Annotated in this window: 12 protein-coding genes and 1 pseudogene; 6 read left to right on the top strand and 7 right to left on the bottom strand. The window is 40.3% G+C overall.

What is annotated here, in order from left to right:
• The first annotated feature begins 142 nt into the window (after positions 1-142).
• Entirely contained in the window at positions 143-529 is a 387-nt protein-coding gene (locus AN389_RS11995; protein ID WP_055019868.1) for a hypothetical protein, read from the top strand.
• A 69-nt stretch (positions 530-598) separates the two neighbouring features.
• Entirely contained in the window at positions 599-1,219 is a 621-nt protein-coding gene (locus AN389_RS11990; RefSeq protein WP_055018421.1) for an FKBP-type peptidyl-prolyl cis-trans isomerase, read from the top strand.
• 382 nt (positions 1,220-1,601) lie between these two features.
• Here the strand turns inward: AN389_RS11990 and AN389_RS11985 are convergent, their stop codons facing one another.
• On the bottom strand, positions 1,602-3,983 hold the full coding sequence (locus tag AN389_RS11985; RefSeq protein ID WP_055018420.1) for a TonB-dependent receptor domain-containing protein: 2,382 nt from the start codon (positions 3,981-3,983) through the stop codon (positions 1,602-1,604).
• A 125-nt stretch (positions 3,984-4,108) separates the two neighbouring features.
• Complete coding sequence (locus tag AN389_RS11980) at positions 4,109-4,498, bottom strand: YkgJ family cysteine cluster protein (protein WP_055016069.1); 390 nt, start codon at positions 4,496-4,498, stop codon at positions 4,109-4,111.
• Between the two features lie 232 nt (positions 4,499-4,730).
• Between AN389_RS11980 and AN389_RS11975 the strand changes: the two genes are divergently transcribed.
• The 3 genes and pseudogenes from AN389_RS11975 (at position 4,731) to AN389_RS11965 (ending at position 6,299) form a co-directional block, all read left to right on the top strand.
• Positions 4,731-5,156 (top strand): hypothetical protein, encoded by a 426-nt coding sequence (locus tag AN389_RS11975; RefSeq protein WP_055016068.1) that lies wholly within the window; start codon positions 4,731-4,733, stop codon positions 5,154-5,156.
• A gap of 41 nt (positions 5,157-5,197) precedes the next feature.
• Positions 5,198-5,671, top strand: a pseudogene (locus AN389_RS11970) (hypothetical protein).
• A gap of 25 nt (positions 5,672-5,696) precedes the next feature.
• Complete coding sequence (locus AN389_RS11965) at positions 5,697-6,299, top strand: DUF1287 domain-containing protein (protein ID WP_055018417.1); 603 nt, start codon at positions 5,697-5,699, stop codon at positions 6,297-6,299.
• A gap of 43 nt (positions 6,300-6,342) precedes the next feature.
• Here AN389_RS11965 and yfaE read toward each other — a convergent pair whose 3' ends face one another.
• The 5 genes from yfaE to ubiG form a co-directional block, all read right to left on the bottom strand.
• The gene (gene yfaE, locus AN389_RS11960) at positions 6,343-6,615 is read right to left on the bottom strand and encodes a class I ribonucleotide reductase maintenance protein YfaE (protein ID WP_055016065.1); all 273 of its coding nucleotides are present in this window, start codon (positions 6,613-6,615) and stop codon (positions 6,343-6,345) included.
• Positions 6,615-7,745, bottom strand: a complete 1,131-nt coding sequence (gene nrdB / locus AN389_RS11955; RefSeq protein ID WP_055016064.1) for a class Ia ribonucleoside-diphosphate reductase subunit beta — start codon at positions 7,743-7,745, stop codon at positions 6,615-6,617. The genes yfaE and nrdB overlap by 1 nt, the downstream gene beginning before the upstream one ends.
• A gap of 72 nt (positions 7,746-7,817) precedes the next feature.
• Positions 7,818-10,100, bottom strand: a complete 2,283-nt coding sequence (nrdA, locus tag AN389_RS11950; protein WP_055018416.1) for a class 1a ribonucleoside-diphosphate reductase subunit alpha — start codon at positions 10,098-10,100, stop codon at positions 7,818-7,820.
• A gap of 412 nt (positions 10,101-10,512) precedes the next feature.
• Positions 10,513-11,193, bottom strand: coding sequence for an HAD family hydrolase (locus AN389_RS11945; protein ID WP_055018415.1), 681 nt, complete (start codon positions 11,191-11,193; stop codon positions 10,513-10,515).
• On the bottom strand, positions 11,193-11,903 hold the full coding sequence (gene ubiG, locus AN389_RS11940) for a bifunctional 2-polyprenyl-6-hydroxyphenol methylase/3-demethylubiquinol 3-O-methyltransferase UbiG (protein WP_055016061.1): 711 nt from the start codon (positions 11,901-11,903) through the stop codon (positions 11,193-11,195). Before ubiG ends, AN389_RS11945 begins: the two co-directional genes overlap by 1 nt.
• Before the next feature lie 178 nt (positions 11,904-12,081).
• Here ubiG and gyrA point away from each other — a divergent pair, with 178 nt between their 5' ends.
• Positions 12,082-14,781 (top strand): DNA topoisomerase (ATP-hydrolyzing) subunit A, encoded by a 2,700-nt coding sequence (gyrA, locus tag AN389_RS11935; protein WP_055016060.1) that lies wholly within the window; start codon positions 12,082-12,084, stop codon positions 14,779-14,781.
• Positions 14,782-14,798: the final 17 nt, after the last annotated feature.

Here is a 14,798-nt window from a genome sequence, read left to right as displayed (position 1 = left end):
AGAGATGGCAGAGTGGTCGAATGCACCGGTCTTGAAAACCGGCATAGGTTTGTAGCCTATCTAGGGTTCAAATCCCTATCTCTCCACCATTATTTAAAAAAACCGCCTTATGGGCGGTTTTTTGCTTTGTGGAGTTTAATAAATGTCAAAAGAAGCAAACCTTACTACATCGCAACGCTTAGTAAAGCATGTATTACTGTGGATTGTATTTGGTTACTGTTATCAAAGCGCGATTAATTTATTAATAAAAATGGCAGCAGATGTGCAACCAGACGCAACGCTTATCACTGCCTTTGCATATGGTATTGGCTTTAATGTTTTAACTGCGCACCTTATTACTAAATACGATACGCATTGGCCTATAATTGGCGCCGCTTTTATTGCTTTAGTAGGTTTAGTATTAGTGCCGCTAGTGTTGTTTGGCAGTGGCGGTTTAATAGCATGGCCACTGCTTGTTGGGTTTTTATTCAGTTTACCCCTTTTTAGCTACATAGTTGGCAAAATTAAGGTGAAACACAGTAAAAACTAGCCCCAAACCGGTTTTATTTTATGTTAGCATGTACGCGTCTTTTAACTAACAAAACGTGAAAAACACATTATGTCAGATAATTTTACTACAGATGCTGAAAAAGCAAGTTACGGTATTGGCTTACAAATGGGTGAGCAACTTAAGTCTAACCCTTTTGAAGGCTTAAACCTAAATTCAGTATTTGAAGGCATGAAAGATGCGTACGCTGGTAGCGCTTTTCAAGTTGAGATCCCTGAGATCCAAGCTGCATTTGAAAAAATTAACGAAGAGATCCAAGCGCGTCGTGAAGAAGAAGCAAAAGTACTCTCTGCTGAAGGTATCGCATTCTTAGAAGAAAACGCTAAGCGTCCTGAAATCACTGTTACAGAGTCTGGTTTACAATACGAAGTACTAGCAACAGGTGAAGGCGAAAAGCCAACAGCTGAGTCTACAGTACGTGTTGACTACCACGGTACCCTAATTAACGGAACTGTTTTTGATAGCTCTTACGAGCGCGGTCAGCCTGCTGAATTCCCAGTGGGTGGCGTAATCAAAGGTTGGACAGAAGCATTACAAATGATGCCTGTAGGCACTAAATGGCGTATCTACGTTCCTCATGAGCTTGCTTATGGTGAACGTGGCGCAGGTGCTGCAATTGCACCTTTCTCAACGCTTATATTTGACGTTGAGCTACACGAAATCCTTTCTTAATTTAGTAATTAAGTCAGTATTTAAAAAGCCGTGGTCTTAGACCGCGGCTTTTTTGTAATACGTAGTTTAATACCAATTCTCAGGCCTTTACTAGTGTAGTCCAAACAGTTTGAAGAAGTAGGCTATGGTGAGGGCAGATAACCGTGTTGCTAGCTAGGCAACAATACGCTGTTGGGTTACTTTATATGTGAACTTTTTAACCTCAATAGCGCACCATTTAATACTTAAATTTATTTAGTACTGCGATGGTATTAAATCCACGTCTCACGCTTACTGCTTTATAAACATCAATTAAATAACCTAGTTAATTAAATGAAGTGGCATAAAAAAACCGCATATAAAATGCGGTTTTAAAACTAACTAAATAAATGCTAAAGCTTTATTAAAAGTAACCTCTAATACCAAAGCGGAAGTTTCTGCCTGGTAGTGGGGCTTTATCTTTTATAAACGAGCTATGAACAAAGCCAAGTTCGTCGGTAATGTTATCTACATTTAAGTACAGCTGCGTATCAATAGCGCCTAAACTTAATTGATAATTAGCTTGTGCATCAACAATTGTGTAGCCATCTGTTTTGGTCTCGAAGGCGCTTATATCGTTTTGCTCAAAGTAGTGCGTACCGGTGAGCGTTAGTTGTAAATCGCCTACGTTGTATTGTAATTCAGAGCCTAATTTATTAGCAGGAATGCGTGGTAAATTCCCCGCATCATCTTTAAGCTTAGCGCGAGTTGAATCACCAAAAACTTTAATCATCGTACTTGGGTCTATTTGGTAGTGCACGTCAAACTCAATACCATATAGCTCAGCATCTTTACTGGCAAATTGATAAACAGCAACCGCATCATCGTGTGCACCAATCGCTGATTCTAACCCATCTTCTTCGTCGTAAACTAAGCCTGTATTTTGTTGGTAATAAAAGTTTTTAATATCGTTATAGAAAAAGTTTACTGTGTAGCCAAAATCACCGCTAAAGCGTCTAAAGCTTAAATCAAGGTTAGTCGATTTTTCTTGCTTAATGTCTTCTGGCTCAAAGTGTACCTCGTTATCTTCAATATGATAGCCAAGGCCTACTTCATAAGTACCTGTAGCAATGTGTAAACCATTAGATAAAAGTTCAGCAGAAAGAGGAGCACGCTCAGAGTGAGATAAGCTAAGCGCTACACTTTGCCCAGGTGTGTATTGCCAAATGGCGCCGACTGAGGCGCTTACATTAGTAAAGCTTTCGCTGTATGCAATACTTTCTTCTTCCCCTTCATCATGATCTTCCTCTTCTTCATCATGGCTGTGGTCGTGCTCTGTTTCTGTAATTGTGCTTGTAATCTCATAGTCTTCAATACGTGCACCAAGCTCTACAGTTACATCTCCAAATTCACGCTCTTCTAGTAGATAGAGTGCATGAGTAGTGGTAACACTTGCAGGAGTAAAGGCCTCTTCACCAATGGCGTCGTAATCAGACTCGCTATAATGATAGCCAATCATACCGTGCCATTGAGCTAATTTATGCTCTACGTTTAAGCGCGCTTCGGTTGTTTCGTTTTTAAAGGTAGTGCCAATTTCACCGTCTTCAATTTCACTGTGTGAGTAATCAGTGTAGCCAACACGAAGGTTAATATTCTCAACCCAGTTATTATCCAGCGCATAACTAATCAGGCCTTGCCAACGATCTTGCTCAAGATGAGCATAAACAGACTCTTCTTCTTCCTCTGCGTGATCGTCGTGTTCTTCTTCGGTTTCACCTTCATGGTCATGGTCATGATGCTCATGCCCAGGGATACCGTAATCGGTGTCAATGCTACCGTAAGAAAAGCCAACCGTTAAATGATCGCCCACATAACTAGTACCCACATTGAATGTATCACTATCTATAAAGGTGTTTTCTACAGTGTTTGCTGTTTCAACGTCACCATCTTCATCTGTAATACTAAAGGTCGGTGTTTCATAGTCATCACCACTGCGTTTGGTACCATCAAAATGAAAGTTAAATCCATCATTGCCTGTTTCTAGTTTTGCAGCCACCGTATTTGAATTAGATACCGTGTCATGGCTGTATTCAGCAGCGCCGGATAAATCATCTAGATTGCTCGTTGGTATACGGTTATCAACTACATTTACTACACCACCAATTGCACCTGAGCCATAAAGTAGGGTGCTTGGTCCGCGCAATACTTCAATTTGTTCAGCCGCTAAGCTGTCGCTTGAAGTTGCATGGTCTGGACCAATACGCGATGCATCGCTAGCATCTAAACCGTTTTGGGTAATCTTAACGCGAGGGCCATCTAAACCACGGATAATAGGGCTTGACGATACCGGGCCAAAGTAACTGGCATTTACACCTGGTAAGCCTTTTAGCGTTTCACCAAGGGTAGGTTTTGATTTGTTTTTAAGCTCATCACCTGATAAAACGCTAACAGGAGAAATCATCTCTAGGCTGTTTTTATGCAGTGCAGAGGCATATACAACAACGGTTTCTACCGAGGTAGGGGTAAGTGAAACCGTCACATTGTTTGAGTTTTCATTTACGGCAATACGCGAGTCTATAAAGTTGTCTTTACTTACATGTAATTGGCTTTGAGAGTCTACATCAATAGAAAATTCGCCCTGTGCGTTGGTTTTTACACCTTGGTCTTTACCATGTACGTGCACAGCTGCATTTTCAATAGGTCGGTTTTTATCATCTGTTATTTTACCGGTAACGGTAGCAGCAAGTGCTGAATGAGAACATAAAACAGAAAAAACTGCAGAAGAAATTAATGTTAACTTTGTCATTATCTTAAAGGTTCGCGGTTACTATGTTGTGATATAATATAACACTGCGTATTTGACATATCAACAATGTTATACTATAGCTTAATTTTTTTCGATGAATAAACACGCGAATAAGATAAGCTGTTTTAAGAGCGGCTATCGAGCATAATTATATTGAGTTTACGCTGCGCTTTAGGCTGGTTATTTATATCCTTAGGCTCTATCATTTCGCATTCATCACGTATCATCTCAGAAACCAAGCTGGGGTATTGGCGGCAATCTTCTGGTCTATCCAGGTAAATGCTACAGGTATACATTGTTTTATGGGAGGGCGCTTTTTTAGGCGCTATTTCTAAAAAGGGGCAAACGATAAGCCTTAATTGCGTATGTGGATCGAACCAAATTTCATCATCTTTAACATATTGATAAATCTCTGGGTTAAACAGTGCCCACATTTCAATTTCTTGTACAGTTGCGCTTAAATCACCACCCCCGTATTTAATACAACATTTGCCACATTGGTTGCACTCTTTCATTTTTAGCCAGTATATTAGGAATTTATAAGTTTCTCAGTGTATCACTGTAACTAACGTGGGCTACTTTTTATATATAATTTTAAAACCACACTTTTAATTACAACCGGTTATCTATTATTAATGTATCATTACACCTAGATAATTAGCCGTTCTTATAAGATCAGGACGCCTATAAATAGTATTTTTGCTAAATTAAATAGTTAGTTTAGCGGTTAGTTGAGGATAGTTCTTGATGATGAACACCAAAGTATATAAAGCAGTACATGATTTAGCAGAACAGTTGATGGAGGCTGCAAATAGAAACGACCGCAAAAGATTTGAATTATTATTTTCTAGGCTTAAAACGATTTGTGAAGAAAACGAGAATACCTCAAAAGATCACCCTGTACAGTGGGAAACCTTAGCTGACTTTACCGAAGAGCTTGAAGACGCTCTCACTACATACGAGAAAGCGCTAGAAAAGTCGATTGCAATAAATAATAAAGATCATATGGCATCGATAGCTTATTCAATGGCCACTTTACAAATAGAGCTAGGTAAAAAAGATGAGGCGATTAATAGCCTTAAAAGTGCCAAGGTAAGTGCTAATAAAATTGAAGATAAAGAACTCAAAGCAGAAATACACGAGCTGCTTGAGTCACTTATTGAAGAAGATTAAAACTTAAACTTGTAGTCATCAGTGAATGTTGGAGTAAGGATGTGCTGAAAAAAATAGAACAATGGATTGATAAAACTAACACTTATTACACATCACAAAGGGTATGCTGCAGTTAATTTAAGAATGAATTTAGTGACTTTTACCCTTTAGATTTTTTGAGTAACTCTTTTTATGTTGTGGTTGATAAAATCCCAAAGCCAGACTTTGATGAATTACATTCTATGGGAGTGAGCGATTTTATTGACATGGACGCTGCAGGCATAACCTATAAAAACACCTATTATGTTCTGCCGCACATGCAAGATAATCTTCGTGTACATTTTCATGAATTAGTTCACGTAGCACAGTGGGGTGAGCTTGGCTCAATAGCATTTATGCAGCGTTACTTGAGTGAGATTCAGCAGCTTGGTTATCACAATGCACCACTTGAGTTGATGGCTTATGAACTCGATGCACATTTTACCCATGCGGGCGAGGGAATTAACATCCCAAGGCATGTTGCAAATACCCTGTAGCTAAACAGCTTTAAAAGGATTTTATATGATTCGCTATTATCTATATTTATTGTCGGTTATATCCTCAACCTGTGGTGCAAACACTTTTACCGAAGATATAAGCGCTGCTTTAATTGAAAGAACAACTCACTCGGTTATTTATAATGGTGCATATTATTCAATTACATACCCAGGGGGAGATGTGCCAAGTAACATTGGGGTATGTACTGATGTTATTATCAGAAGCTACAGAAAGTTAGGTGTAGATTTACAAAAATTAGTACATGAAGATATAAAAAATAACTTTGCGCTTTACCCCTCTAAACGAATCTGGGGGCTGACTAAACCGGATAAAAATATCGACCACCGAAGAGTGCCTAATTTACAAATTTACTTTAAAAGACACGGTTTAAATTTAGCAATATCTGGTGCTCCTAATGACTACAAAGCGGGTGATATAATAACTTGGATGTTACCCGGGAATCTTCCTCATATTGGCATGGTCGTTAATGAGTACTCTATACAAACCGGCAATCCTTTAATTGTACATAATATTGGGCGTGGTCCTGAAAAAACCGATATGCTCTTTGATTATAAAATCACAGGGCACTATCGGTTCGAACCAAAGCAGATTCATAAGACGCAGTAATACTCATTTGCAATAATACTTAATTATGCGCATTGGTATAACTTTATTTTAAGTTTATGCTTATATTGCCATTGGGTTTACAGCAGCACAGCAGTATTTCTCCCTCACGTACAAACGCTAAAGGTTCTTCGTTATATTGCACTTGGCCAGAGACTAACGTGGCTCTGCACGCGCCGCAATAGCCTTCGCGGCACTGATAGGCTACGTCTATTTTTTGGTTTTCTAAGCAATGTAAAACAGAAGGGCAGCCAGTGCTAAATTCAATACACTGGCTGTTATCTGCAAGCGTTATACTTGCAGTGGGTTTGTCACTCATTATAAATCAAAGTCACCAAATTCTGAGGCATCTACTTGAGAGTCGATTTGACCTACAAGGTATGAGCTAATTTCAGCTTCTTGCGGCGCAACTTGCACGTTGTCAGACACAAGCCAAGAGTTGATCCATGGAATAGGGTTGCTGTTGTTTTCAAACTGCGCAGGCAAGCCAATTGCTGTCATACGTGCATTAGTGATGTATTCAACATATTGACACAAGATGTGTTTATTTAAGCCAATCATTGAGCCATCTTTGAACAAGTATTCTGCCCATTCTTTTTCTTGCTCTGCTGCTTCTACAAACATTTTAATGGCTTCTTCACGGCACTGCGCAGCGACAATCGCCATTTCAGGGTCGTCTTTACCATCTTGCATAATGTTCAAAATATGCTGTGTACCCGAAAGGTGTAGCGCTTCATCACGAGCGATTAGCTTGATGATTTTAGCGTTACCTTCCATTAATTCACGTTCTGCAAAGGCAAATGAGCAGGCAAAACTAACATAAAAACGAATAGCTTCAAGAATATTTACCGACATCATCGCAAGGTAAAGTTTCTTTTTAAGATCAAATAAGCTAATCACAACGGTTTGACCGTTAATGTCGTGCTTGCCTTCCCCATACAGATTATAAAGCGACACGCCATTAATTAAATCGTCGTAGTAGGTGGTTACCGCATCAGCACGTTCGCTGATTTTTTCGTTACTTACAATGTCATCAAAAATTAGTTCTGGTGACTGTGTTACGTTACGAATAATGTGGGTATAAGAGCGGCTGTGAATAGTTTCACTAAATGCCCAGGTTTCTATCCATGTTTCTAGTTCAGGAATAGACACAATAGGAAGTAGGGCAACATTTGGTGAGCGGCCTTGTACACTATCAAGCAGCGTTTGGTATTTTAAGTTACTTAAAAATATGTGCTTTTCGTGCTCAGGTAACGCTTGAAAATCTAAACGGTCTTTACTTACGTCTACTTCTTCTGGACGCCAAAAAAACGAAAGTTGCTTTTCAATCAATTTTTCAAAAATAGGGTATTTTTGTTGATCGTAACGCGAAACGTTAACGGTTTGGCCAAAAAACATTGGCTCTTGCATTTGATCATTATGGTTACGACTAAAAGTAGTATAAGACATGTCTATCACTCAAAAACTATCACTAAAACTATCAGGACAAAGCGGGCAAAGAGCCCGCTTTAAGTTTATCTATTAAATTTTACACGCGCCGCCTGCACAATCGTCATCTTCGACTTCTGGCGTATCGTCTTGTGCATCTGATGCACCATCGCGGGTGTTATGGTAATAAAGTGTTTTAACACCCAATTTGTAGGCACCCAGTAAGTCTTTTAATAAGACTTTCATAGGTACTTTACCGCCTTCGTACTTACTTGGATCATAATTTGTATTGGCCGAAATAGTTTGGTCAATAAACTTTTGCATTATGCCCACTAACTGTAAGTAACCATCGTTTGATGGAATATCCCACAGCAGCTCGTAGTTATCTTTTAAGCGTTCGTACTCTGGCACTACTTGTTTTAAAATACCGTCTTTACTTGCTTTAACGCTAATGTGACCACGTGGTGGCTCAATACCGTTAGTCGCGTTAGAGATTTGCGACGATGTTTCTGAAGGCATTAATGCGCTAAGTGTTGAGTTACGCATGCCGTGCTCTTTAATGCTGGCACGTAATGAGTCCCAATCTAAGTGCAGTGGCTCATCACAAATTTTATCTAAGTCACGTTTGTATGTATCCGTTGGCATAATACCTTGAGAGTACGTTGTTTCGTTAAACTTAGGACACGCGCCACGCTCTTTAGCAAGCTCGTTTGATGCTTTCATTAAGTAATATTGAATTGCTTCAAACGTTTTATGAGTCAGTGCATTAGCACTGCCATCTGAGTAGCGTTTACCATTTTTAGCTAAGTAGTAAGCGTAGTTAATTACACCTATTCCTAATGTGCGGCGGCCCATTGTGGCATTACGTGCAGCCGGTACTGGGTAGTCTTGGAAATCAAGTAGATTATCAAGTGCACGTACTGCCAGTTCCGCAAGCTCTTCCAGTTCATCAAGCGATTCAATAGCACCTAAGTTAAATGCAGATAGCGTACAAAGGGCAATTTCGCCTTCTTCGTCGTTTACGTTATTTAACGGCTTAGTTGGCAATGCAATTTCTAAACATAAGTTAGATTGGCGAATTGGCGCAACTTTAGAAATAAACGGGCTGTGAGTGTTACAGTGATCCACGTTTTGTAAATAAATACGACCTGTACTAGCTCGCTCTTGCGCAAACATTGAGAATAGCTCAATCGCTTTGATACGCTTTTTACGAATAGACTCGTCTTGCTCGTATTTTATATATAGTGCGTCAAATTCATCTTGGTCTTCAAAGAATGCATCGTAAAGACCTGGTACGTCTGATGGGCTAAATAACGTGATATAATCGTCTTTAATCAAACGAGAATACATTAGTTTATTAAACTGTACGCCGTAATCTAAGTGACGAACACGGTTATCATCAACACCACGGTTATTTTTAAGTACAAGCAGGTTTTCTACTTCTAAATGCCAAAGCGGATAGAATAAGGTTGCTGCACCGCCACGAACGCCACCTTGCGAGCAGCTTTTAACAGCTGTTTGAAAGTGCTTATAAAAAGGAATACAACCAGTGTGGTACGCTTCACCGTTACGAATATGGCTACCTAACGCACGAATACGGCCGGCGTTAATACCAATACCCGCACGTTGTGATACGTATTTAACAATCGCAGATGATGTAGCATTGATTGAATCAAGGCTATCGCCACATTCAATAAGTACACATGAGCTAAATTGGCGAGTAGGGGTACGTACACCCGACATAATGGGTGTAGGTAAAGAGATTTTAAACGTTGATACAGCATCGTAAAAACGCTTGATGTAATCAATACGTGTTTCGCGCGGGTAGTCAGAAAATAAACTCGCAGCCACTAAAATATATAAAAACTGAGCACTTTCGTAAATTTCACCTGTTACGCGGTTTTGTACCAGGTATTTACCTTCAAGTTGCTTTACGGCTGCGTAGCTAAAGTTAAGATCGCGCGAATGATCAAGATACGCATCTAGCTCGTCAAGCTCTTGCTCTGTGTAATCAACAAGTAAGTGAGCATCGTAGCGTTTGTCTTCAACCATTTTTGTAACATGGTCAAATAAACGTGGAGGCTCAAACTGGCCATACGCTTTTTTACGTAAGTGGAATACAGCTAAGCGGGCAGCTAAGTACTGGTAGTCAGGCGACTCTTTTGAAATTTGATCGGCTGCTGCTTTAATGATGGTTTCGTGAATGTCTTTTGTACGAATACCGTCGTAAAATTGAATGTGCGACTTTAATTCAACCTGTGAAACCGATACGTTGTTTAAACCTTCGGCGGCCCATTCAATAACGCGATGGATCTTATCAAGATCTAGCGGCTCTTTACGCCCGTCACGCTTGCTTACAGATAACTGTTGGTTCATAGCTTTGCCTGTATTCCTTGGGAATTGAGTATTTTGACCAATGTTTTATACCTCGCTAAAGCAAGGTACGTATTCATTTATTATAAGTTTCACCGTATGGGCGAATTTAATTGAATAACATTTGGCCACAATATCTGGTGTTGTTCAATTTAGAGATCACAAGATAGTGTGGTCTGAGTTGATTTGCAAGGGACATAATTGCCCCTATTTGTGGATAACTTTGGGATAAAGCAATTGTGTTAGTAGTCACTCACCTTTGAACAATCATTTAAGTTGAAATAGGTAAAAATCAACTAATGATCAGCTAAATTTGCGCATTTTGAAAATAAATTTTGACTGCTTTTTTTATCATCAAGCTTTGCATAAAAACTAACACAATCACAATATATAGTGTTTAATAGAGCTAATGGCACTATATATGGTTAAAAGCATCAATAGGGCTGCGCCAATTAAAGTCGGCTTCCCAGCGCAACGCCTCCTCAATACTTGGTATATAGCCCCAAAGCGCTGTAGCGGTATGCATACCTGCAGCTTTACCCGCTTGTATATCACGTTGTGCATCACCTACATATAAACAACGCTTAGGATCAACGTTCATCAGTTTTGTACAGTGTAATAAGGGTAAAGGAGACGGTTTTGCTTCGGTAAGTGTATCGCCACTGATCACCACATGTGCATTTTTTAATGCGGGGATAGCTGCCACTAAAGGGTCGGTTAAAAACCCAGGTTTATTGGTCATTATCCCCCATTTTATAGCTTGGTTCTCAAGGGCTATGAGTAATGATTCTATACCTTCAAAGCAACGTGTGTGATTAGCTAGGTTTTGGCTATAGTAACTCACTAGCTGTTTTATCCGCTGTGCTTGAGGTTGCGTGGCCCATTGTTCTTTAAAGCCGAGCTCAAGTAATGCACCTGCACCATTAGAAGCAGCTTTTCGGTACGCCTCAGGTGTAACTTGTGCAACACCTTCACTTTTAAGCACAGCATTCAATGCTGCACCTAAATCATCAGCTGTATCAAGTAAAGTGCCATCTAAATCAAATAAAAAAGCATCGTACTCAAAAGGAGTTACTGGAGTAGAAGAGCTAGCCATTACGCTAACTTCTCAAAGTGAAGTATATAATTAACACTTACATCTGTATTTAATGAATATTGCTTAGAAAGCGGGTTATAGCTAAGACCTGCACTGGCGCGTACTTTTAAGCCTGCTTGCTCAGCCCATGCAATTAGTTGTGCAGGTTTGATAAATTTGTTGTGGTCGTGTGTGCCTTCGGGCACCATTTTCAATAGCTTTTCAGCACCTACAATAGCAAACAAGTATGCTTTAGGCGTTTTATTAAGAGTTGAGAAAAATACATCAGCGCCGGGCTTGGCAAGCTTTGCTACTGCACGAATTATAGAGGCAGGATCAGGGACGTGCTCAAGCATTTCCATGCAAGTTATTACATCAAAGCGAGCAGGGTACTGGTTTGCAAACTCCTCTGCAGGTACTTTTATATAGTCAACATTTACACCCGTTTCTAGGCTGTGTAGTTTGGCTACGGTGAGTGGCTCTTGGCCCATGTCTATACCGGTTACGTTTGCCCCCATGCGCGCCATGCTTTCACTAAGTATACCGCCACCACAACCTACATCGAGTGTTTCTTTTTCAAATAAACCTTGGCTTTTGTTAGCTACAAAGTCTAATCGTAATGGGTTAATTTCGTGAAGAGGTTTAAACTCTCCGTCTTGGTCCCACCATCGCTCAGCAATGGCTTCAAATTTTGCTATTTCTGCGTTATCTACATTTTGATGTTCGGTCATAAAATACTTCCTCGTCAATCTGAGGCCATTATATAGGCCTAAATTGATAAATCGCAAAGTTTTGCGCCTGTAAATTAAAATTAATTGTGATAGCATGGTCGCTTAGAAATAATAACAAATACTCTTGGCACCCAATACCGGGTTGCAAAGAGCTGATACTGAAGGAATGTGATATCAAATGACTGATCTCGCCAATGAAATTCTGCCAGTCAATATTGAAGACGAGTTAAAAAACTCCTACCTAGATTATGCAATGAGTGTAATCGTAGGACGTGCATTACCAGACGTACGTGATGGTTTAAAACCTGTTCACCGCCGCGTTTTGTTTGCAATGAACGAGCTTAGTAATGACTGGAATAAGCCTTACAAAAAATCGGCCCGTGTGGTCGGTGATGTAATTGGTAAATACCACCCACACGGCGACAGTGCAGTTTATGACACCATCGTGCGTATGGCACAGCCATTCTCACTACGTTATATGCTTGTAGATGGCCAAGGTAACTTCGGTTCGGTTGATGGTGATTCAGCAGCGGCAATGCGTTATACAGAAGTACGTATGGCAAAAATGTCGCATGAGTTATTAGCCGATCTTGAAAAAGAAACGGTTGATTTCGTTCCAAACTACGACGGTACCGAACAAATTCCTGACGTTTTACCGACCAAAGTGCCTAACTTACTGGTAAACGGTTCATCGGGTATTGCGGTAGGTATGGCTACAAATATTCCTCCACATAACCTAACTGAAGTGGTGAATGGCTGTTTAGCGCTTATTCAAAATCCTGATTTAACGATTCATGAATTAATGGATTACATTCCAGGTCCTGACTTCCCAACGGCTGCCATTATTAATGGTAAAAAAGGCATTGAAGATGCCTACTTAACAGGCCGTGGTAAAGTGTACATGCGAGCACGTGCCGACATCGAAACCGATGAAAAAACAGGCCGCGAAACTATTATCGTGCACGAAATCCCTTATCAGGTTAATAAAGCCCGCTTAATTGAAAAGATTGCTGAGCTTGTTAAAGATAAAAAAATTGAAGGCATTAGCGCACTACGTGATGAATCAGATAAAGACGGTATGCGTATCGTTATTGAGATTAAGCGTGGCGATGTTGGTGAAGTTATTCTAAACAACCTATATGCACAAACTCAGTTACAAACTGTGTTTGGTATGAATATGGTTGCATTAATTAATAACCAACCTAAGTGTTTCAACCTAAAAGAAATGCTTGAAGAGTTTGTTATTCACCGCCGTGAAGTGGTTACACGCCGTACCGTATTTGATTTACGTAAAGCCCGTGACCGTGCTCATACCCTTGAAGGTTTAGCAATTGCGCTTGCCAACATTGACCCTATTATTGAGCTTATTCGTAAATCACCAACCCCAGCTGAGGCTAAATTGGCCTTGACGGCACGTCCATGGGATTTGGGTAATGTAAAAGCTATGCTTGAAAAAGCAGGGGAAGACAACGTAGCACGTCCAGATTGGCTAGCAAGTGAGCTTGGTATTCGAGATGGTCAGTACTATATTTCTGAGCAACAAGCGCAAGCGATTCTTGATTTACGTTTACACAAACTAACCGGCCTTGAGCATGAAAAAATCTTAGCAGAGTACCAATCGCTGTTAGATTTAATTGCTGAGTTACTCCACATTTTAAGCAGCCCTGAGCGTCTAATGGAAGTTATTCGTGATGAGTTAGTTGAAATTAAAGAGCAGTATGGTGATGAGCGCCGTACAGAAATTAACGCTGCCGCGCACGACATTAGCCTTGAAGATTTAATCAACGAAGAAGATGTTGTTGTGACCTTGTCGCACGAAGGTTACGTTAAGTATCAGGCATTGTCTGATTATGAGGCGCAGCGCCGTGGTGGTAAAGGTAAGTCAGCAACGAAGATGAAAGATGAAGATTTCATTGAACGTCTTTTAGTTGCGAATACCCACGATACCATTTTATGTTTCTCTACTGCGGGTCGTTTGTACTGGCTTAAAGTATACCAGTTACCACTGGCAAGTCGCGCCGCACGCGGTAAGCCAATTGTTAACTTACTGCCACTTGAAGATGATGAGCGTATTACTGCTATTCTACCTGTACGCGAGTACGAAGAAGATAAGTACATCTTTATGGCAACTGCATTTGGTACCGTGAAGAAAACACCACTAACGGCATACAGCCGCCAACGCGCAAGCGGTATTATTGCTGTAAACCTTAACGAAGGCGATAGCCTAATTGGGGTTGATATTACCGATGGTAGCAATGAAATTATGTTGTTTACTGATGCTGGTAAAGTGGTACGCTTTAAAGAAGCCGAAGAGTCTACTGTTGTTGATGAAAACGGCAATCCGGTACTTGATGAAGAAGGCAACCCTGAGGTTCGTTTCAAAGGTGTTCGCCCTATGGGTCGTACTGCTACCGGTGTTCGTGGTATTAAGATGGCCGACGACCAACGCGTAGTGTCATTAATTGTGCCTAAGTCTGATGGTGCTATTTTAACTGTGACTGAAAATGGTTACGGTAAACGTACTCAACTTGAAGATTACCCATCGAAGAGCCGTGCAACACAAGGTGTTGTATCTATTAAGGTGAGTGAGCGTAATGGCGCAGTAGTTGGCGCTGTACAAGTTGACGACAACGATGAAATAATGATTATTTCTAATCGTGGTACGCTAGTACGTACCCGCGTTAACGAAGTATCGACGGTTGGACGTAACACCCAAGGCGTTATTTTGATCAGAACTATTGACGAAGAGCAAGTAGTTGGTTTACAACGTATCGAAGAGATTGAAGTTACAGACAGTGACTTAGTTGATATTGAAGACGTTGAAACGGTTGATACAGTAAATGAAGAAGCAACGGATGATAATCCACCTTCTGAATAACTGAAATTGAAAAAGCG

The sequence above is a fragment of the Pseudoalteromonas sp. P1-7a genome (assembly GCF_001401855.1).
Lineage (GTDB): Bacteria > Pseudomonadota > Gammaproteobacteria > Enterobacterales > Alteromonadaceae > Pseudoalteromonas.
Note: the sequence above shows the minus strand (reverse complement) of the source record. Positions and strands in the feature narration are given on the sequence as shown.

What these genes read in the sequence shown, in the direction of transcription:
- yfaE (WP_055016065.1), bottom strand. Translation starts at nt 6,615, where the DNA reads ATGAGTGACAAACCCACTGCAAGTATAACGCTTGCAGATAACAGCCAG.
- ubiG (WP_055016061.1), bottom strand. Translation starts at nt 11,903, where the DNA reads ATGACCGAACATCAAAATGTAGATAACGCAGAAATAGCAAAATTTGAA.
- AN389_RS11995 (WP_055019868.1), top strand. Translation starts at nt 143, where the DNA reads ATGTCAAAAGAAGCAAACCTTACTACATCGCAACGCTTAGTAAAGCAT.
- gyrA (WP_055016060.1), top strand. Translation starts at nt 12,082, where the DNA reads ATGACTGATCTCGCCAATGAAATTCTGCCAGTCAATATTGAAGACGAG.
- AN389_RS11965 (WP_055018417.1), top strand. Translation starts at nt 5,697, where the DNA reads ATGATTCGCTATTATCTATATTTATTGTCGGTTATATCCTCAACCTGT.
- AN389_RS11985 (WP_055018420.1), bottom strand. Translation starts at nt 3,983, where the DNA reads ATGACAAAGTTAACATTAATTTCTTCTGCAGTTTTTTCTGTTTTATGT.
- AN389_RS11980 (WP_055016069.1), bottom strand. Translation starts at nt 4,498, where the DNA reads ATGAAAGAGTGCAACCAATGTGGCAAATGTTGTATTAAATACGGGGGT.
- AN389_RS11990 (WP_055018421.1), top strand. Translation starts at nt 599, where the DNA reads ATGTCAGATAATTTTACTACAGATGCTGAAAAAGCAAGTTACGGTATT.
- nrdB (WP_055016064.1), bottom strand. Translation starts at nt 7,745, where the DNA reads ATGTCTTATACTACTTTTAGTCGTAACCATAATGATCAAATGCAAGAG.
- AN389_RS11945 (WP_055018415.1), bottom strand. Translation starts at nt 11,193, where the DNA reads ATGGCTAGCTCTTCTACTCCAGTAACTCCTTTTGAGTACGATGCTTTT.
- nrdA (WP_055018416.1), bottom strand. Translation starts at nt 10,100, where the DNA reads ATGAACCAACAGTTATCTGTAAGCAAGCGTGACGGGCGTAAAGAGCCG.
- AN389_RS11975 (WP_055016068.1), top strand. Translation starts at nt 4,731, where the DNA reads ATGATGAACACCAAAGTATATAAAGCAGTACATGATTTAGCAGAACAG.